Below are 17,480 nucleotides of genomic sequence, written 5' to 3'. Positions count from 1 at the left end.
TGGGTAATAATCTGTGGGGCATAAGGTGGGCGCTGAAGATGGTAGGCGTATCAAGTAACCGAACGGTCTTCCTTCTTCTCAGGCACCGCCCACCAAGGCATATATTTCATCAATTTCGGCGCAGCAGCAGTGTCATATGGAAAGATGGCTCCTGCATCAACAGCTTCCTTGATTAGTCGTGATGCTGTCGCCGTATTATGAGGTTCAATGCCGAACCGCTGGCGCACAGAAGTGTTGGTTAAGTATTCACGGTTTACATATTTGAGGCATGCGTGCTGATAGCAAGCACGTATTCTGTCTGCTTGGTCCATCTTGGTGAGAGGGCGATGCGCAAACAAGACGACCCTGGTGGTATCGCCAGTTACTTCGAAGATAGGAGCAGGTAGCTGGTAATATTCCATTTGGGATACCACCTTGTCCACTCCGCTTCCGCGTTCTTCGCATATTCCGATCCGCCGCAGAATGGATGCCAAAGATTCGTTCCTGGATTTGGGAGGTGTATCCAGGAAGCGGTTAGGGTCAACCAACGGTATGCCGGGGTTGCTGATTTCCATGCGATCGTCAAATATCTCAACCATGGGACCAGCACCTGTGGCAAAGAGATCTTGATGGATCAGTGCATTTGCCACCAACTCTCGCACAGCAAGCTCCGGATACATAGGGACTGATTTTCGTAACGCCTGTTCAATCACCTCATTGGATGGGAGCAAGCCGTTGATGTAATCAATGAGTCCCTCAAACCCGCTGGCGTACCCTTTGCCACCCGTCTGCTCCTTTATGGTTTCTACCCGACTGTTCCCGCGGTAGATGATAACGCGCATGGCCTTGCGTTTCAGCGATCTGAAATCGGACAGCCGCTTGGCAAAGAGAATGGCCCCCAGATTGTTGATGTTCCAGCCCCCCGCTTCCGCCTTCACAATCAACTCCTCGTCGGCCAAGGCATTTAAAATGCCATCCCGGGCCTCCGGCAAAGGGCGTTTCATAAGGTCGAAATAGGAGGGATAATCCAGCAGCCGCAACACGTCTTCGCTGGAAACTCGTTCAACAGCGATACCGTCCTCGAAGGGGGTATGGTCGAATATCCGCCAAAGCGCCCGCTCCTTTTCCGGATACTCCTTCAATCTTTTCTTGTACGAGCCAATCCGGATGAACTCGTTACCCTGAAACTGTACAGGGTGGCGGAAGGCACGTTCGATTTCCAGTACCACGACAGTCTTGTCATCGATAGAAACGTCATAGAATCGGAAGTGTATCTTGGGGGCGAGTAGCCGCAGCAGCCAATTTTCAAGTTCTTCGTTGCCGACCTTGGATGTTGCCGGGACGAAAGATGTTCCTGTTACCTCATGGGTGCCATCTTCTATACCCCACACCAGATAGGCTAATGCTTTGCCGCAAAGCGCGGCAGAGTTAGCCAAGGCAGAGATGTACTCCCCGATCATTTGCGGGTCGTCGTTGTTTACCTTGAACTCGATCCACTCGGTTTCCCTGGGAAGCTTGCGCAGTTCCTGTGCCAGGCTGACAAGGTATTCCGGTCTGCGGTCGGTCGTCATACTTCATTCTCCTCGGTAACACTAAGCATCGTTACGCGGCCCACTTCATTCCGCTGGTCGCATAGGTCAGCATCGTCTCGAAGACGGCGTCGCACTTCACCTTGAACAGAACGCGATCGTAGCTGTCGGGGAGCTTGTTGTCCAACACCTGCTCCACCGCGCCACGGACCTGTTTTTGCGTCTGCGAGTCCTTGAACCAGTCCTGCACCAGAACCTTCGGCTGCTCTTCAAGTAAGCGATGCAACAGGGCCTTGGCAGCAAGTTTGACTTTTTGTTCTTCGGCTTTAGTCATGGAGTCCTTCTTGATGAGGTCGAACAACTCCAGTTCATCCTCGGTCAGGCCTTCCCTTGTGGCCCGCTCGTCCTCTTCCTTCATTTCCTGCGTGAATCTCATAAGCTCTTCAAAGTAGTTCTCATTCGACGTCCCACCGGCATTGTAGGTGTCGATGATCTGCTGGAGGCGTTGGGCGAAGTCGGTACGGGTTGCGTTCTGCTGGAGCATCAGTTCCAACTTGTGCTGTACGAAGGCCAGCATGTCAGCGATCTCGATGTTTTTGTATGGTGTCTTCCGGAAATCTTCTTGTAGCTTTTGAAAGTTGATCTTGCTGAGATCCCAGACTTTTCCCTTCTGCACGATCTGATATTCCGACACGTCTTGCTCTACGCCGAACTTCTTGGCGTTTTCCACCACTACGCTTTCATCGAGTAATTCTCCTATGCGAAGACTTATGTTGTCGATGTCCCCTTGCTGAATGATGCTGTCGATCACTCCCCGCAGATACTGGAACACGGCAACAGAACGTACAGCCGGTTGCCCAAGAATCTCAGGTTTGGAGGCCTCGTAGAGCGAGGTGATAGTGTTTTCATACACGTTAAATGCCTTGCGCCATTCATCATTTCCCAGAAGGGTGTCGGCAAAGCTGTTGAAGTGGCCGATGTTTTTAAATATCTCCTTCCGCCCCATGACTTCGGCAAGGTCTATTTCCTTTTCGCGGCAAAAGGCCATACCGTGTTCAATCGCCTGGTCCAGGAGCAGAAACAGCTCTTTCTTTTCCATGACAGGCGGCTTGTCGAGTCCTTCCTCTCCCTGAGCATAGTCCTTGAGCGCCTTCTTCATGTTGCGGAAAACGTTGTAGTAATCGATGATCTCGCCATTGGTCTTGCTTACCCCGTTGATTTGGCAAGAAGTGACCCGGTTGGCGCGAGCGATGGTCTGCATCAGGGTATGATCCTTCATCGGCTTGTCGAGGTACAGCGTGGAGACGGTCGGGGCATCGAAACCGGTTAGCCACATGGCGCAGACAAAGACCAGTTGCAGCGGGTGGGACGGGTCTTTGAAGTTGTACTCGACATCATGACCATGCTGGTCCAGCGCGTTCATCCGATCACGATGCGGCTTAACATCAAGCTTGGCGGCCTTGAATTTTTCCTCCTCGCCGGCTTCCTCGCTGATAATCACCGCCATTTCCACGGCTCGCATGTAATCCACCATGCGCTTGAGGCGTGCCTTTTTGATGTCGTCGGGTGTTCTTTTGATCTCTCCTACCAGGCGCCTCAACTCCTCCTTCCAGTAATGCTGCACCTTGTCAAACATCTTCACGGCGGTGAATTTGTCCAAAGAGATAACCATTGCCTTGCCGAGATAGCCGCGCCGCGGGAAGTGGAAGACAATGTCCTGCGCGATTTTCTCCAACCGGTCATCCCGCTTTATGACCTCTATTTCTTGGGCGAACTTTTTCTCCAACTTGGCCTGCTGGGCCTCATCGAGGTTCTCGTCCTCCAGGATCTCGTAAAACTCATCGCTCAGCGACTCATTCTGGATCAGCACCTCCGGCACCCGTTTCTCATAAAAGAGCGGGACGGTAGCTCCTTCCTCCATGGATTGTTGGAAATTGTACTCGCTGACGTAATTTCCGAACCATGCGTTGGTCTTGCGTTCACGTCCCAGGAGCGGCGTACCTGTGAAAGCAAGGTATTGGGCGTTGGGAAGGCCCTTGCGCATGTTTTCGGCAAAGGTGCGGTACTGGGAACGGTGGGCCTCGTCGACGATGACGATGATGTCGGGACTGGCGGAAAGGACCGGATACTCTTTGCCTTTGTCGTATCGGAACTTCTGGATGAGGGTGAAAATCAGCCGCTTGTTCTGCCCCAAGAACTTGCGCATCTCTTCACTGTTTTTTGGGCGAGCGGCCTCGTGTTGCTGCACGGTGTTGGTGTTGAGAAAGTTACGATAGATCTGACCATCGAGGTCATCCCGGTCCGTAATGACGGCAAAGGTGAAGTTGCCGGGAACCTTCCTGAAGATCTTTCTGGCGTAGAAGATCATGGAAAAGCTCTTGCCGGACCCCTGGGTATGCCAGAAGACGCCTAGCTTGCCCTGCTTTCCTTCGCGCTTAGTGAACGCATCAAAGGCGTTGTTGACGCCGATGAACTGATGGTTCTGGGCGATGACCTTCTGTGTTTCCTTGTGATAGAGGATAAAGTTTTCCAGGTAGTCCAGAAGCTTTATCGGTGCGCACAGTCCCGCCATGGCGAGTTCCAGGCTGGTGCCTTCCTGCTCTATCTTCTTCCGGTCGACCTTTTCCTTTTCATCCTTAACGCGCAACCACTTGAAAAAGAATTCCCACCCAGCGGTGATGCTCCCCACTTTCGTCTCAATGGCATTTGAGAGGACGCAGAAGGCGTTGAAGAGGAAGAGTTGGGGGATCTCGTGACGATAGGTGGTGAGATTGTCATCGTAGGCAGTTTTCAGTTTGACATTGGAGTTTTTCAGTTCGATGAAGACCAGCGGAATGCCGTTAATGTACAAAAGGATGTCCGTTCGCCGGAAGCCACGGTCCCCTTTGATCCAAAGCTGGGAGACCGCCAGGAACCTGTTGTTTTTCGGGGTGCCAAAGTCGATCACCCGGACCCGTTCCTGTTCTTTTTTCCCTTTGGCGTTCTCGAACTCCACCGGGATGCCGTCGCGGATCAGGCTGTCGATCTCACGATTGGCAGCGATAGGTGACATGGCTTGGCGTTTGTTTGTCAGCTTTGCAAGCGCCTCTTCAATTGCACTTACAGGAATTTCTGGATTGAGCCGGAGCGCAGCCTCCTTCAGCCTTTCCCCTAAGATCACCTCACGCTTGTCGCGCCGCCCCGATCGGTCGTTCAGGTCATTCGCATCGCTCGTGTAACAATTGAGCAAATCGTAGCCGAATTGCTCATGCAGCAGTTTCAGAATGGCCTTTTCGATTGCGTCTTCGGAGATGAAGTTGGGCATAGGCGGTTCCTTTAGATGGTGGCTTCGTCCTTCATGCTGGGTGGAAATTGGATGTTTAGGTTCTCGACCGATACCTTGCCGGAGATGAGACGGGGCAACAAGGAATCTCGTGTTTTCTCCAAAGTCAAGATTGCTTGCTGCAGCAGTCTTTTTTGTTGAAAAATCGGCGCAATGATCTTGTCAAATTGGTTTTGCAGCGGTTCTGCAGGAACAGCCAACCTTATGCCGCCAAGATGATTTCGATTCAAAGAGGGCACTCCCGCCCCTGCATTAAAGTTCTCCAGCCCCATGTTCTTCAGGGTGTAATAAACCAGATATGGAGAATTGCCATGGAAGTTCTTAACATACAGGCACGTATTCAATGGCCATGCATTTTCTGCCAAAAACAGCACCGTTCCCAGGCTGCCCGATCTACCTGTTGTGACAACGGGGGGCCTGACCTTGAACTGATTATGGAAGGCTTTGATCGAGGTTGAAGCCACAACCGGGTAAGGGCCAGGCTCTACTTGCGAATCAGGAAGATCATAACCACGCTGGAGTGTGCAGAACTCGTCAAAGCGCTTCTGATCCCACCCCTCCGGCACCCCCTTGACGACCTTAACCGCCTCATGCCCCGGAAACCGCAAACGCACAAACCATTCGCGATATATCTCCTCGGCCATCTTTTCCAGCAGGGCAATGCGGCGCTTGTTGTTCTCGATCAGGTCATCGTATGCAGAGAGAACAGCGGAGATTTTTTTCTGGATTGGCTGTGGTGGAAATGGCAGAGGCCATTGCTCCAAGACGGGCATATCCAGTTTTTTAGTTCCGTGTGCAGCCTCTGAAGCAGAATCCCGTATCGCATTGTTCTGCGACAATAGGTAATAAAACAGAAAGGTCGGATCTAACCCTTTCAGAGGGACTAACGCTTTTAAGTCTTGATTGAACGTCAAGTCTCGTCTACAAATAGCGACCCGGAATTCATTCGCTAACGACATTCCTCTTACCACAACGAGGACCGTATTGGCCGCTATTAGCCTGCTTCCATTTGTGGCGCCATCTTCCGTAACATGCAATTGAGTACTATTGATTCGCCGCTGAACCATCTCAGCAGAACTAACCCATGGGATATTTCCGTTCCAGTACTTGGGTTCATCTTTACGCGGAGTACCACCTGAAAGAAATTTAACTTTAGATCCAAGGGGAAGTATAGGCCAAATACTCATACGTCCCCCACCAACAGCCGCACATTCTGGGCCATCAGTTTCTCAATACACCGCGCGGCCTCATTCAACTCTGCCAGTTCTTCCTGCATAGCAACTAACTCGTTGGTGAATTCTTCCTCGGTCTTTCCATCCTCCTCGATTACCACTCCCACATACCGCCCGGGATTGAGGGAGTAATCCTGTTCTTTCACTTCTGCCAGGGAGGCCAGCTTGCATAGACCGGTGACATCTTCATATTCTGCTTTGGGAAAGCGCTCTTGCAGCCAGTGTATGTGACGGAAGAAGCTCTCCGCATTTTTTACCTCCTCATGTAGCGCCCCCAGCGCGTCCTTCAGCGCTTTTAGTTTGCGATCGGCAGTCCCCCGCTTGCCTTCGGCCTTGGCATCGTCAGCCTGTTGTTTCTCATGTTGGCGAACAACCTTGTCCAGTTTCTTCAATCCTTCATGCAACGCGACAAAGAACGGGTCGAATGCTTCGCGCAACTGATGCTGGGCCTTGTTTTTCTTCTTGATGTCCGCTTCTTTGGCGAAGGCTTTTGCATATTGGTCGTGCTTTGCCTTCAGCTCCTTCAATCCGGCCCACTGTTTAACCAGTCCCCCCACGGCCTGCTTGCCCGCCGCGTCATCAAGAACCTGCAGGATCTGGGCGGAAACCGGCTCTACACTGGCCTTGTTCTCTGCCAGCTTCTGGATCCCGAGGATGAAATAGTCGTCGATCAGGCTGACGAACTTGTGGCGTTCGCCCCGGTGCAGGTGGCTGATCATGGCGATGTTCTGAATCTGTTCCTCGGAAAACTCCCGGTGTGCCCGGTCTATCTGCGTAAATATGTTGCGAGCATCGATAAAAAGGATGTTCTTGTCCTTCTTTGCCTTGTCGAAGAACCAGAGGGTGGCCGGCAGCGTAACGGTATAAAACATGTTCGACGGCAGGGTCAGCATGCCGTAGATCAAGTTCTTCTCGATCAGCGTCTGGCGAATGTCGGCCTCTGAGTGGCGGGCGTCCGAGGCGGAGTTAGCCATGACGAGAGCCGCCCGGCCACCCGGCTTGAGAGAAGTTGCAAAGAGATTGATCCACAGGTAGTTCCCGTTGGGTACCGTCTCCTTCCCTTGTTCACTCTTTTTCGCCTTCGATTTGTTGCGCGGTATGCCGTACGTGTTGAAGCGCTTGTCCTTCTCTATGCTGGAGAGGCTCACGTCATCCACGTTGAAGGGAGGATTGGCAAGAACATAGTCAAATTTGCCGAAGCTGTTGAAGGGGTCTTCGTAGTAGGTGTTAGCCTGCTTGACCTCGCCACGCAGGCCGTTGACTGCAAGGTTCATCCGGGCCAGTTTGACCGTTTCGAGGGTCTTTTCCTGGCCATAGACGAAGATGTCGCCGTCGCCCTTTTTCATCTCATGGCGATGCCGCTCGATGAAATTGGCGGACTGGACGAACATGCCGCCGGAACCGCAGGCTGGATCGTAGACGGTGCCTTGGTGCGGCTCGATGATCTCCACCATCAGCCGTACCACAGATCTCGGGGTAAAGAACTCCCCCCCACCCTGTCCCTCGGACATCGCGAAGTTGCCCAGGAAGTATTCGTAGATTTGGCCGAACATGTCGCCGCTGGCGTTCCGCGGGATATCGGCAAAGTTTTTAAGGAGTTGCTTTGGGATGCTCTTGTCTGTGCGGGTCAGCCGAAAGTATTCGTCCATCGGTAGGACACCCTTCAGCTCCGGCTTGTACTCCTCAATCGCCTCCATTGCCTTTTTGATCGCCTTGGCAATGTCCTGTTCCTCGGGCAGGCGCAGCAGATACTCGTAACGAGCATGGTCCGGTAGGTAAAAGCCGCACTTCTCAATGGCGATTTCTGATATGGGCTTCTCCCGCCTCGTCCCCTTGACTTTGGCGTACTCCGCCAAGATTTCTTTTTCGTGGTTGCGGAACTTGCTGTCTGCAAACTTGAGAAATATTAACCCCAGTACGGGGGTGGAATATTCGGATGCTTTCAAATCGGAGTTCGCGCGCAATGTATCGGCACTGCGCCAGAGGTCTGCTTCCAGTTGTTTCAGGTCTGCGGTGGTCATTAAAGATCCATTCCTTTATTCGTTTTCAGTCCTCTTCTAAGGCTGCTTCTTTAGGTATAGCTGTTATGGTTCATAGTCGGGAAGCACTCCTTCCCTAGCAAAGCTGAATGTTTCTTCACCAGCGACAATAATGTGGTCCAGCACCTTGATATCCAGCGGACCAAGTGCTTGAACCAGCAAACGAGTGAGTTGGTGGTCCTGCTGCGACGGCTTTGTCGTGCCCGCAGGATGATTATGCGCAAGGATCACGGACGCGGCCTGGTGCCTGATAGCTTGTTCCACCACATGCCGCGGGTAAACCGCCGCTTCTTTCAGCGTGCCTTCGCTGACGATTGCCGCATATTCGACGCGGCATTGGGTGTCAAGACAGAGGACATAAAAGACCTCCTCGCGTCGACCGGCCATAAGGGGGATGAGGTACTCAGCCACGACCTCGGGAGTGCTGAGTTTGGGATGATTGCTGTGAACCCGGTCGTGGAAGTAGCGGCGGGTCACCTGTGGAATCATCGAAAGAAGAACAGCTGCATTCTCTCCAATCCCTTCGACCCTGGCAACATCTTTAGGATCTGCCTCCAAAGCTGCCGATAAGGACCCAAAACGACTGATCAGCCGATGAGCTGTAGGGTTGGTATCTCCACGGGGTATGGCATAAGACAAGAGGAGTTCGAGAACCTGATGGTCATCAAAACCGTCAAGGCCTTCTTCGACAAAACGCTTTCTCAGTCGTATCCTATGGCCACAATGGAGGTTGTCATTAGGCATGATTTTTTGCCGTCCCCCCTGGTGATTCAAATGCCCCTCAAACGCTCGACGCTTTGTTAGAAATCGTTGAAAGATACCAGAGATTTCATGGTTTTTCCAGTTCTTTGACAGGGAGAGGGCGCCTTTAATCGTTAAGACATCGGCTTCATCTGTTATCTCGTGATTTTCTATTGACCCGTCTACAGCTTCACGGTTTAGTATTCCTGCTGTCATGGCCATGACCCACTAACAGCACAAGGAGACGACTATGAGCAAGGTGACAGTAGAGGAGTGGACGGCCCGGTTCCGGGCGATAGGACTGGACGACGCGGCCATGGAACAGTGGCACCGTCTGTTCGAGCGGGAGAACCCGGAGGGACACCAGGAGTTCCTTGAGTGGCTGGGGCTTCCCGCCGAGCGCATCGCCGCCATCCGCAAGCATCACGCCTGACCTCGCGGCCCCGGGTCCGCCCGGGGCCGCTTCCTTCGCAGGAGGATTCATGTACCGCGTAAGTCAACTGGCCGCGAAGTTCGGCCTCTCCCGCAGCACGCTCATCTACTATGACCAGGAGGGGCTCCTCTCCCCGTCCGGCCGCAGCGGCGCGGGTTACCGCCTCTATTCCGAGAGGGACCTCGAGCGCCTGGCCGCCATCGTCTCCTTCCGCAAGGCGGGGCTCTCCATCGAGGAGACCCGGGTGCTCCTGGCGTCGGGTGAGGGGGAACAGTCGGTGCTCAGGAAGCGGCTTGCCGTCATCGGCGACCAGATCCGCGCCCTCCAGGCCCAGCAGCACCTCCTGGCCCGGATGCTTCGCGTGCAGTCGGGGGGGGAACTTCCGGAGAGCGTGGACAAGGAGACCTGGGTGGCGATGCTTCGTGCCGCGGGCATGGACGACGAGGCCATGGAAACGTGGCACGCCGAGTTCGAGCGGCGGGCTCCCCAGGCGCACCACTCCTTCCTCCTCAGCCTGGGGATCGGGGAGCAGGAGGCGCAGGCCATCAGGGCGTGGTCGGCGGCCGGCGGAAAGGAGGGGGCGGTCCGGGAGGGATAGCAACTTCCGCCCGCTGCGCGTTGAAATCTCCATGCTGGTGGTTAGAATGTGCTAGTTGTTTTTCCGGCCACCAACAACAAAGGAGACACGACATGAAGACTTCGGAAATGTTCGCCGCCCATCCCAGGAAACTCACCATGGATGTCACCGCCATCACCGAGTGCATCAGCTCGCTCGTAGAATGCGCCGACGTCTGCACCAGCTGCGCCGATGCCTGCCTGGGCGAACAGTCGGTGCAGAACCTCACCAAGTGCATTCGGCTCAACCTCGATTGCGCCGATATCTGCCAGACCACCGCCCGCATCCTCTCCCGCCAGACCGATCCCGTCCCCCAACTGTTCAGGACCCAGCTCGAGAGCTGCGCCGTCGCCTGCCGCCTGTGCATGCAGGAGTGCGAGGTCCATTCCGAAATGCACCAGCACTGCCGTATCTGCCGGGCCACCTGCCAGAACTGCGAGAAGATCTGCCAGGACCTGATCTCGCGTCTGTCCGAGGGGACCAGGACCACGTTCCTGTAACGGGAGGCGGGGGCGGCTCGGGCCGCCCCCGTTGGTAACCGGGGCCAAGACCAGGAGGCTGCACATGAGCAAGCTGGCCTGTAACGTCGTTGCCTATCGACCTGATCCGGAAATGCTGGCCGCACGTTTCGAGCCGCGCCATGTCGAGGTGCTGCTGGAGCAGGCGGAGGGGCTGCTGGCGCGCGCCGTGGCCGAATTCAGGGAATATGCCGCGCTGGACCGGGCCTGGCAGGAATTGAGCCACGACCTGGAGATCCTGGAGCAGGAGCTGGAACTGGACCGGCGACGGGTGGCAGGAGAGGAACCGGCGGAGGAGGAGCCAGCCCCGGAACCGGAGCCTCCCGAGACGCGGGAGCAGCCCCAGGAGGAAACAGCGCAGGAGGAGGGCGACGGAGCGGCGCGGGCCGCAACCGAAGAGAACGCTCCCCAGCCGGCGGCCGTGGCGGCGGAACCGGTCGCCGTAACGAGCATGCTCGAACTGCGCGGGGAGTCGATCCGGCGTCGCAGGGACCTGACCGCCCCGGGAGGACCTCTGGCGCTCGACGAGCAGCGCGACCTGGTGCTTCGGCACCTGTGCCGGGACTACGAGGAAGGGCTGAACCGGGTCGCGGTGGCGGAGGAGGGATTGCGGCGCATCTTCGGCTACGAGGTCGCCTCGCCGCTCAGTTCCTGGTCGGAGACCCTGGGCGCCTCCCTGGCCAGCAACATAATCTGGACCAGGAACGCGCTGGAATGGCTCGCGCTCTACCAGCAGGGGGAGCAGTCCTTCACCCGCGCCTTTTCGGTTCGCGCGCTGATGAACCGCAACGCTTGGGGGCAGTTGCGCCACGCCCGGGACAGCTTCTCGGTGCGGCTACAGATCCCGGCCGAACTGTTCCAGGGTGTCGAGAACTGCCGCTTCCGGGGGGTGAGCGCATCGCTGCTGGGCGAGGCGGGCGGGGTCCCCTGGTCTGCGTTGGTGAGGCTCCCCGAGGCGGCCTACTATCTCCGGGGGGGACAACGGGTTGAGGTCGACCAGCGGGAGCTGCCCCCGATCCTGTTGGGGCGGGTGGAGAATCGCCGCTCCGTGCGCCGCTCCGAGTTTTGCGGCATGGCGACCCACCTGAACGCGAGCCCGGTGGGAAGGCCGGTGAACGAGGGGCAATGGTCCGTGGAGCTGTTGCGGCCGGTGGGCGCGGCATCCGAGCAGTTCGCCCTGGTGGACGACCTGGTGATCGAGGTGAAGGTCGCCGCGATGACGCGGACGATGGAGCGATGACGAGGCGTGCCGGCGCGCCAGGCGCCGGCACCTAGGACAAGGGGGTAACTCATGGAAAAGATGCGGTTGACCAGCCCGGCCTTCAAGGACAACGGGCGCATTCCCGCCAGGTACACCTGCGATGGCGACAACATGAACCCCGAGCTGAGGTTCGAGAACGTCCCGGCCGGCACCAAGTCGCTGGCGCTGGTCATGGAGGACCCGGACGCGCCGAACGGGCTGTGGGTGCACTGGATTCTCTGGAACATCGGTCCCAGGGTGACGTCGCTTGTGGAACAGGCCGAGCCCCGCGAGGTGGTGATCGGCAAGAACAGCTGGGGGCATAACCAGTACGGCGGGCCCTGCCCTCCCTCGGGGAGCCACCGCTATATCTTCCGGCTCTACGCGCTGGACACCACCCTCGACCTGGCGGGGACCGCAAGCAAAGGGCAGCTGGACGTGGCCATGCAGGACCACATCCTGGCGGAGGCGTCGCTTACCGGGCTCTACGGCGGGGGGTAGGGGCAGAGGAAGAGAAGGGACGTGGGCGCCCGGCCGCTGTCACAGGGCCGGGTGCCTTTTTTGGTTCACGATCCGGCCCGATCGTTGAGGAAGTTCGCGAAGGCCCGGTCGGTGTTCTGGATGTGCCCGACCAGCCAGTCCTTGAGGAACACCAGGACATCGATGGCCACGAAGGATTCGCCGGCGTCGGAGCGGTCCTTGAAGTTGGTGACGGAGTTGATGAACTTGCGGTGGGCGGCGGCGTGCGAGGGCGCTGCGGCGTAATGAGACTGCGCCATCAGCTCCTCCTCGGTACGGAAATGGTACTGGGTGTAGTCGAGCAGCTCCGCCACCACCCCCTCGAGCTCGTGGCTGTGGTCATGCAGCATCAGCGCCCGGTAACAGCGGTTCAGGATGTCGACCAGCTTGTGATGATGTTCATCTATTTGCGCCATTCCCAGGATCAGCGTATCGTCCCACTCTACCAGCATCATTGGTTACTCCAGCTGCAACTGTCATGAATAAACCGCTCACTCACATTCATCGGCAGAAACCGTTTAAAACTGCAGTTGTTTTTGTCGCCGTTACTTGAAGGCGATCACTTCCAGTTGTCCGTAGTCTCCCCGTTGTGCCTTGAGGGCGCGCCGCTCGAACTCGATCTCCCTTCTTCTGCGCGCGGCCTCCCCCTGGTCGCCGGTCCCGGCGCCGGAGCGCGACAGGGCCCGCCGCAGCGCCACCCCCCCCACCAGCAGTGAGGCGAAAAGGTACTTCCGCTTGTAGAGCAGGCCGAGCGCACCCCCAATCAGCAGCGCGGCGCTCGGGTCGCCCAGCAGATCAAGGGCCGATTGGAGCCCAAGCTTCAGGTTCAACTGTCTGACCTGCGGGTCCAGGTTGCCCCGCTGGTCCTCCCGGTAGTTGAGGGGGAGATCCGCCAGTCGTGCCAGTTTGTCGCCGTTCATGGGTTCGCTCCTTTTGTCGGAGATTACGACGCAGCTTATCTTAACAGCGCCGCGCAGTTCCTCAATATCCGGGGTCGTTTTTTCGGCGCGATGGCGGGGCGCGGGGCGGCACCTTGACTTCCGTACCATGATGGCTAAAGTGAGTTTTTGTTAATTCATCATGGCCGCGTGGGGGAATCGTCATGGCTGTCAACCATAGCAGGAACCTGGGGGAGGGGGACCTCGGCACCTGTGTCAGCATCATCGACCCGCTGCGAAACCACCGCTGGGACCGTTTCGTCCACCAGCACCCGTACGGCTGGATCACGCACCTGTCGGGGTGGAAGCGGGTGCTGGACAAGAATTTCCCCCACATGACCGGTTACTACCTCGTCCTCAAGGATCGTTGCGAGGCCATCCGGGCGGCGCTCCCGGTGTACGCGGTGGAGAGCTGGCTCACGGGACGGCGCCTGGTAAGCATCCCCTTCGCCACATTGTCCGACCCGCTGGTGACCGACCCGGCGGACATGGAGATCCTGAGCGGGGCGGTGCTCCGGCTGGCGGAACGGCTCGCCATCTCCCGCGTCGAGATCAGGACTTCCGCCGCTTCCCACCTGCTGGACCGGGACCGGTTCCACGCCGACTGCCTGCGCAAGCACCACTCCCTGGCGCTATGCGACGATCCGGAGCAGGTCCGGCGGCGCTTCCACCGCAGTTGCGTGCGGCAGCGCATCGCCCGGGCCGAGCGGTGCGACCTCAGCCTGATCAGGGGGAAGCGTGAGACCGACCTCAGGGAGTTCTACCTGCTGCACCGCGTCACCAGGAAGCGGAAAGGGCTGCCGCCCCACCCGTACCAGCTGGTGAAGACGCTCTGGCAGACCTTCGCCCCGCAGGGGCTGGTGGAGCTGTTACTGTGCCGCAAGGGGAACGAGACGGTGGCGGGCCTGCTCCTCTTCAAGTACAAAAGCCGCGTCTCCATCGAGTATTCGGCGGTCAACGCCCTGCACAACGACTCCAGCCCGGTGCATTTCCTGTTCTGGAACGCCATCAGGGATGCCTGCCTGGCGGGATACCGCGTGCTCGATTTCGGCCAGACCTCCGAGCGCAACAAGAGCCTGATGGAATTCAAATCGCACTGGGGGGCCGAGGTCTCGGACCTCCCCCATTTCCTCTACCCCAACGACCCGGCGCACTCCACTCCGGCGGGGGACGAGACCATCGCCAAGAAGTTGCTGCAGTTCGTCTGCAACAAGGCGCCGGACACGGCGCTCAGCTACCTGGGGGAGTTCTGTTATCGTCACTTGGGCTAGCACGAGAAGGTTTCTCTGCTACCCTTTTACGGCCGAATTGGTATCGGCTCATCATTCGCTAGTGGCAGAAGGCTCAGGACATCCCTCACCGGGATGGAAGGAGGAAGACATGGCCGAGGCAAGAAGGATCCAGATTCAGGAGGCGCGCAGGAAGGTGCAGGCGGGTGAGGCGCTCTTCGTCTGCGCATACGACAGCGAGGAGATGTGCGGCGGCATCCGGCTGGAGAAGGCCTGGACGCTCGGTGAGTTCAACGCCAGGCTCCCCGAGGTGAAAAAGGACCAGGAGATCATCTTCTACTGCAATTGACCGCAGGAACATACGTCTGCCGGTCGGGCAGCTGAATTCGCAGAGAAGGGATTCACCAAGGTCTGGGCGCTGCAGGGCGGGGTGAACGCCTGGAAAGAGGCGGGGTACAAGTAAAGGGAGATTCATCGACGCAAAAGGGCCCTCCGGCGGTTGTCGGAGGGCCCTTTTCTTTTTGATTATTCGGTGTCGGGCGTTTCCGCCGGCTCCTTCTTGTCGGACGCTTCCCCCAGGAAGGTGGCGATGCCGTCCCGGGTCCACATCACCGCCTGCCTGCTCCGGAAGGGCTGCAGGAAGTAGTAATCCTTGGGGTCGATGCGCTGGGTGTCCTTCACGTAGGTGATCAGCGCGATCTTGTCGTGGGTCGCGGCGTAGGCGCGGATCTCGTCCCGGCTGGGGAGCTCCACCAGGGGCTGGCTCAGCCTCCCCAGGAAATGGAACTGGCCGTGGTACTTGCCGGCGTGCAGCACCTGGTACCCCTCCGCCTGTTTCTGGCGCACCGCCTGGGCCATCGGGTGCAGTTCGTAGCGCTGGAACATGCTGTTCCCCCCGACCAGGACCAGGAGGCAGCAGGCCAGCGAGGCGGTGGCTACCTGGTTGACGAGGGCGGGCATGGTGCGCGGGCGCAGCAGGAAAAGCACGGCGCCGAGCACGATCAGCCCCGCCGCGGCGATCCTGATCTCCATGAGGTCGAAGTGCTTCAAAAGTTTGCCGTGCTTGATGAGTGACGCGGTGATGAGGCCCGCGCCGAGGAAGAGGTAAAGGCCGGCGATGGGCAACCGGAAGCGGGAGACCTCCCCCCGCTCGTCGGCGACGCTCCGGGCCATGAGCAGGCTGAAAGTCGGCAGCACCGGGACCAGGTAATGCACCTGCTTGCCGCTCAACAAAGAGAAGATGACCACGCTCCCCGCGCCCCAGATCAGCACCGTCTTGAACCCGGGGTCGGCGGAGAGGCGTTTCCAGGCCCGCCAGGCGGGAGGAAACAGCGCCCAGGGCATCAACAGGGTCGGAATCCAGGGGAGGTACCACCAGATGGGGCGTTTGTGCGCGAAGGAGTTGGTCATCCGGTGCACCGTCTGCCCCCACAGGATGGCGCGCCGGTAGGTTTCGCCGCCGGTGAGCGCGGCCGGAACCAGCCAGAAGAGCACCACGCCGATCCCGATCAGGATAGAAAGCCCGAGCCAGGCGTACCACTTGCCGGAAAACCGTTCCCTGGGGATCCAGAGAAAGCCCAAGAGGGCGACCGGCAGGACGTAGACCAGCACCACCGGCCCCTTGGTGAGGATGCCGCCGCCGATGGCGACGCCCAGTTGCAGGTACCAGGCGAGACGGTGCTCGCGGGCCGCCGAGATCACCGCCAGCACGGCGAGGAGCACCCAGAAGGCCAGGATCACGTCGAACATGATCACGCTGGACCAGAGCAGGTAGGAGAGCATCGAGGCGAGGATCACGGCCGCGTAGCGCGCCACCTGACGGTCGTCCCACAGCTTCAGGGCGATCCGGTACACCAGGACGAGGTTGCAAAGGCTGAAGATGAGCGGGATGAAGCGCAGCGTCCCCTCGTTGATTCCGAAGAGCGCCCAGTCCAGGTTCAAAAGCCAGAAGAGCAGCGGCGGCTTGTGTGAGTAGGGGAGCCCGTTTTGCAGCGGCACGATGAAGGAGTGGTTGTTCCACATCTCCCACGCCACGCCGAGGTAGCGGGTCTCGTCCACCGGGAAGTAGGGGAGCAGCAGGGCAAGCACGATCCCGGGGATGACCAGGATCGCGACGGGGAGACGCAGCTCCTTAATCAGCAGCCGGATCGCTTGCGGCATCTTTCTTTTCCTTGTGGATGAAGAAGAGGTTCCTGAGGTAGACGGTGGTGCCGAAGGCCTGCCCCAGGATGAAGACCGGGTCCTTGCGGTACAGCGAGTAGACCAGCAGGATCAGCGACCCGAAGATGCTGAAGTACCAGAACGATTCAGGGATGACGCTCTTTCTCTTTTTCTCGGTGGCGATCCACTGCACCACGAAACGCATGGTGAAGAAGAATTGCCCGGCCAGGCCGATGGCAACCCAGGCCTTTTCTGATAAAACCATCTAGTCGCACCTCGTGATCTTGACGTTCTTCGCGCGCATGCGCAGCCAGCACACCCCGAAGATGTCGACGATGCCGACCCAGAGGCGGTTCAATGTTCCGTACTTGGAGACCCCGGCGGTGCGGGGGCGGTGATGCACCTCGACGGAGATGACGTCGCCACCCTTCATCTTGATCAGCGCGGGGAGGAAACGGTGCATGTGGTCGAAGAAGGGGAGCTCCAGGAACGCGGCGCGGTAGAAGACCTTGAGGCCGCAACCGGTGTCGGGGGTCTCGTCGCGCAGGAAGGAGCGGCGGTAGGCGTTGGCCAGCTTGGACGAGATGATGCGCCAGGGGGGATCGTCCCGCTTCTTGCGGTATCCCGCCACCATCTTCAGGTTCGGGTTGTCGCTTTTCAGGATCGCCTCGACCATCTTCGGAACGTCGGCGGGGTTGTTCTGGCCGTCGCCGTCCATGGTGGCGATGATGGTGCCGCCGGCCTCCCTGATGCCGGTGGCCACCGCGGCGCTCTGGCCGTAGGCGCGGTCGTGCTGGACCACCTTGAGGGAGGGGACCGAGTTCTTCAAGGCGAGCAGCCGGGCATGGGTGTCGTCGGTGCTGCCGTCGTCGACGACGACGATCTCACACTCAAGGCCGGTGTCGACGATTTCCTGTACCAGGTTCCCTATGTTGTCCGCCTCGTTGTGGGCGGGGATCACGACTGAGATAGTGTTCATATTTTC

17 protein-coding genes are annotated in these 17,480 nt (G+C 58.2%); 7 read left to right on the top strand and 10 right to left on the bottom strand.

Features of this window, described 5'->3' with window-relative positions; all coding sequences use genetic code 11:
• Positions 1 to 50: 50 nt before the first annotated feature.
• The 5 genes from KOL99_RS01625 to radC all read right to left on the bottom strand — a co-directional run bounded on the left by KOL99_RS01625 (position 51) and on the right by radC (position 9,058).
• Positions 51 to 1,550 carry an ATP-binding protein gene (locus tag KOL99_RS01625; RefSeq protein ID WP_216508754.1) on the bottom strand — a complete coding sequence of 500 codons (1,500 nt, stop codon included), beginning with the start codon at positions 1,548 to 1,550 and terminating at the stop codon, positions 51 to 53.
• A 31-nt stretch (positions 1,551 to 1,581) separates the two neighbouring features.
• Positions 1,582 to 4,812: a type I restriction endonuclease subunit R gene (locus KOL99_RS01620; RefSeq protein WP_216508753.1), complete on the bottom strand. Its 3,231-nt coding sequence runs from the start codon at positions 4,810 to 4,812 to the stop codon at positions 1,582 to 1,584.
• A gap of 11 nt (positions 4,813 to 4,823) precedes the next feature.
• Complete coding sequence (locus KOL99_RS01615; protein WP_216508752.1) at positions 4,824 to 6,017, bottom strand: restriction endonuclease subunit S; 1,194 nt, start codon at positions 6,015 to 6,017, stop codon at positions 4,824 to 4,826.
• Positions 6,014 to 8,083, bottom strand: a complete 2,070-nt coding sequence (locus KOL99_RS01610) for a type I restriction-modification system subunit M (RefSeq protein ID WP_216508751.1) — start codon at positions 8,081 to 8,083, stop codon at positions 6,014 to 6,016. Before KOL99_RS01610 ends, KOL99_RS01615 begins: the two co-directional genes overlap by 4 nt.
• Before the next feature lie 63 nt (positions 8,084 to 8,146).
• Positions 8,147 to 9,058 carry a RadC family protein gene (radC, locus tag KOL99_RS01605; RefSeq protein WP_216508750.1) on the bottom strand — a complete coding sequence of 304 codons (912 nt, stop codon included), beginning with the start codon at positions 9,056 to 9,058 and terminating at the stop codon, positions 8,147 to 8,149.
• Between the two features lie 34 nt (positions 9,059 to 9,092).
• Between radC and KOL99_RS01600 the strand changes: the two genes are divergently transcribed.
• The 5 genes from KOL99_RS01600 (at position 9,093) to KOL99_RS01580 (ending at position 12,150) form a co-directional block, all read left to right on the top strand.
• On the top strand, positions 9,093 to 9,275 hold the full coding sequence (locus tag KOL99_RS01600) for a MerR family transcriptional regulator (protein ID WP_216508749.1): 183 nt from the start codon (positions 9,093 to 9,095) through the stop codon (positions 9,273 to 9,275).
• Between the two features lie 49 nt (positions 9,276 to 9,324).
• Positions 9,325 to 9,873 carry a MerR family transcriptional regulator gene (locus KOL99_RS01595; protein ID WP_216508748.1) on the top strand — a complete coding sequence of 183 codons (549 nt, stop codon included), beginning with the start codon at positions 9,325 to 9,327 and terminating at the stop codon, positions 9,871 to 9,873.
• Between the two features lie 92 nt (positions 9,874 to 9,965).
• On the top strand, positions 9,966 to 10,391 hold the full coding sequence (locus KOL99_RS01590) for a four-helix bundle copper-binding protein (RefSeq protein WP_216508747.1): 426 nt from the start codon (positions 9,966 to 9,968) through the stop codon (positions 10,389 to 10,391).
• A gap of 64 nt (positions 10,392 to 10,455) precedes the next feature.
• On the top strand, positions 10,456 to 11,649 hold the full coding sequence (locus tag KOL99_RS01585; protein WP_216508746.1) for a hypothetical protein: 1,194 nt from the start codon (positions 10,456 to 10,458) through the stop codon (positions 11,647 to 11,649).
• A 51-nt stretch (positions 11,650 to 11,700) separates the two neighbouring features.
• Complete coding sequence (locus KOL99_RS01580) at positions 11,701 to 12,150, top strand: YbhB/YbcL family Raf kinase inhibitor-like protein (RefSeq protein ID WP_216508745.1); 450 nt, start codon at positions 11,701 to 11,703, stop codon at positions 12,148 to 12,150.
• Between the two features lie 65 nt (positions 12,151 to 12,215).
• Here KOL99_RS01580 and KOL99_RS01575 read toward each other — a convergent pair whose 3' ends face one another.
• Positions 12,216 to 12,623: a bacteriohemerythrin gene (locus KOL99_RS01575; RefSeq protein WP_216508744.1), complete on the bottom strand. Its 408-nt coding sequence runs from the start codon at positions 12,621 to 12,623 to the stop codon at positions 12,216 to 12,218.
• Positions 12,624 to 12,713: 90 nt separating this feature from the next.
• Entirely contained in the window at positions 12,714 to 13,088 is a 375-nt protein-coding gene (locus KOL99_RS01570) for a hypothetical protein (RefSeq protein ID WP_216508743.1), read from the bottom strand.
• Positions 13,089 to 13,270: 182 nt separating this feature from the next.
• Here KOL99_RS01570 and KOL99_RS01565 point away from each other — a divergent pair, with 182 nt between their 5' ends.
• Positions 13,271 to 14,377 carry a lipid II:glycine glycyltransferase FemX gene (locus KOL99_RS01565; protein ID WP_216508742.1) on the top strand — a complete coding sequence of 369 codons (1,107 nt, stop codon included), beginning with the start codon at positions 13,271 to 13,273 and terminating at the stop codon, positions 14,375 to 14,377.
• A gap of 109 nt (positions 14,378 to 14,486) precedes the next feature.
• Complete coding sequence (locus KOL99_RS01560; RefSeq protein WP_183350219.1) at positions 14,487 to 14,684, top strand: ArsR family transcriptional regulator; 198 nt, start codon at positions 14,487 to 14,489, stop codon at positions 14,682 to 14,684.
• A gap of 176 nt (positions 14,685 to 14,860) precedes the next feature.
• On the opposite strand, the gene KOL99_RS01555 is transcribed toward KOL99_RS01560, so the two are convergent.
• From KOL99_RS01555 to KOL99_RS01545, 3 genes are read right to left on the bottom strand one after another with little or no spacing between them, the layout of a single operon-like run.
• Positions 14,861 to 16,495, bottom strand: coding sequence for an ArnT family glycosyltransferase (locus tag KOL99_RS01555; protein ID WP_216508741.1), 1,635 nt, complete (start codon positions 16,493 to 16,495; stop codon positions 14,861 to 14,863).
• Entirely contained in the window at positions 16,467 to 16,760 is a 294-nt protein-coding gene (locus KOL99_RS01550; RefSeq protein ID WP_216508740.1) for a lipid-A-disaccharide synthase N-terminal domain-containing protein, read from the bottom strand. Before KOL99_RS01550 ends, KOL99_RS01555 begins: the two co-directional genes overlap by 29 nt.
• Positions 16,761 to 17,474, bottom strand: coding sequence for a glycosyltransferase family 2 protein (locus KOL99_RS01545; RefSeq protein WP_216508739.1), 714 nt, complete (start codon positions 17,472 to 17,474; stop codon positions 16,761 to 16,763).
• Between the last annotated feature and the right edge of the window lie 6 nt (positions 17,475 to 17,480).

Source organism: Geomonas azotofigens (assembly GCF_018919395.1).
In the GTDB taxonomy this organism is placed as follows: domain Bacteria; phylum Desulfobacterota; class Desulfuromonadia; order Geobacterales; family Geobacteraceae; genus Geomonas; species Geomonas azotofigens.
The sequence above is the reverse complement of the archived record's forward strand: the minus strand, read 5'-3'. Positions and strand labels throughout refer to the sequence as shown.

Excerpts from the sequence above, each read along its gene's own strand:
- KOL99_RS01625 (WP_216508754.1), bottom strand. The coding sequence starts at position 1,550 with ATGACGACCGACCGCAGACCGGAATACCTTGTCAGCCTGGCACAGGAA.
- KOL99_RS01620 (WP_216508753.1), bottom strand. The coding sequence starts at position 4,812 with ATGCCCAACTTCATCTCCGAAGACGCAATCGAAAAGGCCATTCTGAAA.
- KOL99_RS01615 (WP_216508752.1), bottom strand. The coding sequence starts at position 6,017 with ATGAGTATTTGGCCTATACTTCCCCTTGGATCTAAAGTTAAATTTCTT.
- KOL99_RS01610 (WP_216508751.1), bottom strand. The coding sequence starts at position 8,083 with ATGACCACCGCAGACCTGAAACAACTGGAAGCAGACCTCTGGCGCAGT.
- radC (WP_216508750.1), bottom strand. The coding sequence starts at position 9,058 with ATGACAGCAGGAATACTAAACCGTGAAGCTGTAGACGGGTCAATAGAA.
- KOL99_RS01600 (WP_216508749.1), top strand. The coding sequence starts at position 9,093 with ATGAGCAAGGTGACAGTAGAGGAGTGGACGGCCCGGTTCCGGGCGATA.
- KOL99_RS01595 (WP_216508748.1), top strand. The coding sequence starts at position 9,325 with ATGTACCGCGTAAGTCAACTGGCCGCGAAGTTCGGCCTCTCCCGCAGC.
- KOL99_RS01590 (WP_216508747.1), top strand. The coding sequence starts at position 9,966 with ATGAAGACTTCGGAAATGTTCGCCGCCCATCCCAGGAAACTCACCATG.
- KOL99_RS01585 (WP_216508746.1), top strand. The coding sequence starts at position 10,456 with ATGAGCAAGCTGGCCTGTAACGTCGTTGCCTATCGACCTGATCCGGAA.
- KOL99_RS01580 (WP_216508745.1), top strand. The coding sequence starts at position 11,701 with ATGGAAAAGATGCGGTTGACCAGCCCGGCCTTCAAGGACAACGGGCGC.
- KOL99_RS01575 (WP_216508744.1), bottom strand. The coding sequence starts at position 12,623 with ATGATGCTGGTAGAGTGGGACGATACGCTGATCCTGGGAATGGCGCAA.
- KOL99_RS01570 (WP_216508743.1), bottom strand. The coding sequence starts at position 13,088 with ATGAACGGCGACAAACTGGCACGACTGGCGGATCTCCCCCTCAACTAC.
- KOL99_RS01565 (WP_216508742.1), top strand. The coding sequence starts at position 13,271 with ATGGCTGTCAACCATAGCAGGAACCTGGGGGAGGGGGACCTCGGCACC.
- KOL99_RS01560 (WP_183350219.1), top strand. The coding sequence starts at position 14,487 with ATGGCCGAGGCAAGAAGGATCCAGATTCAGGAGGCGCGCAGGAAGGTG.
- KOL99_RS01555 (WP_216508741.1), bottom strand. The coding sequence starts at position 16,495 with ATGCCGCAAGCGATCCGGCTGCTGATTAAGGAGCTGCGTCTCCCCGTC.
- KOL99_RS01550 (WP_216508740.1), bottom strand. The coding sequence starts at position 16,760 with ATGGTTTTATCAGAAAAGGCCTGGGTTGCCATCGGCCTGGCCGGGCAA.
- KOL99_RS01545 (WP_216508739.1), bottom strand. The coding sequence starts at position 17,474 with ATGAACACTATCTCAGTCGTGATCCCCGCCCACAACGAGGCGGACAAC.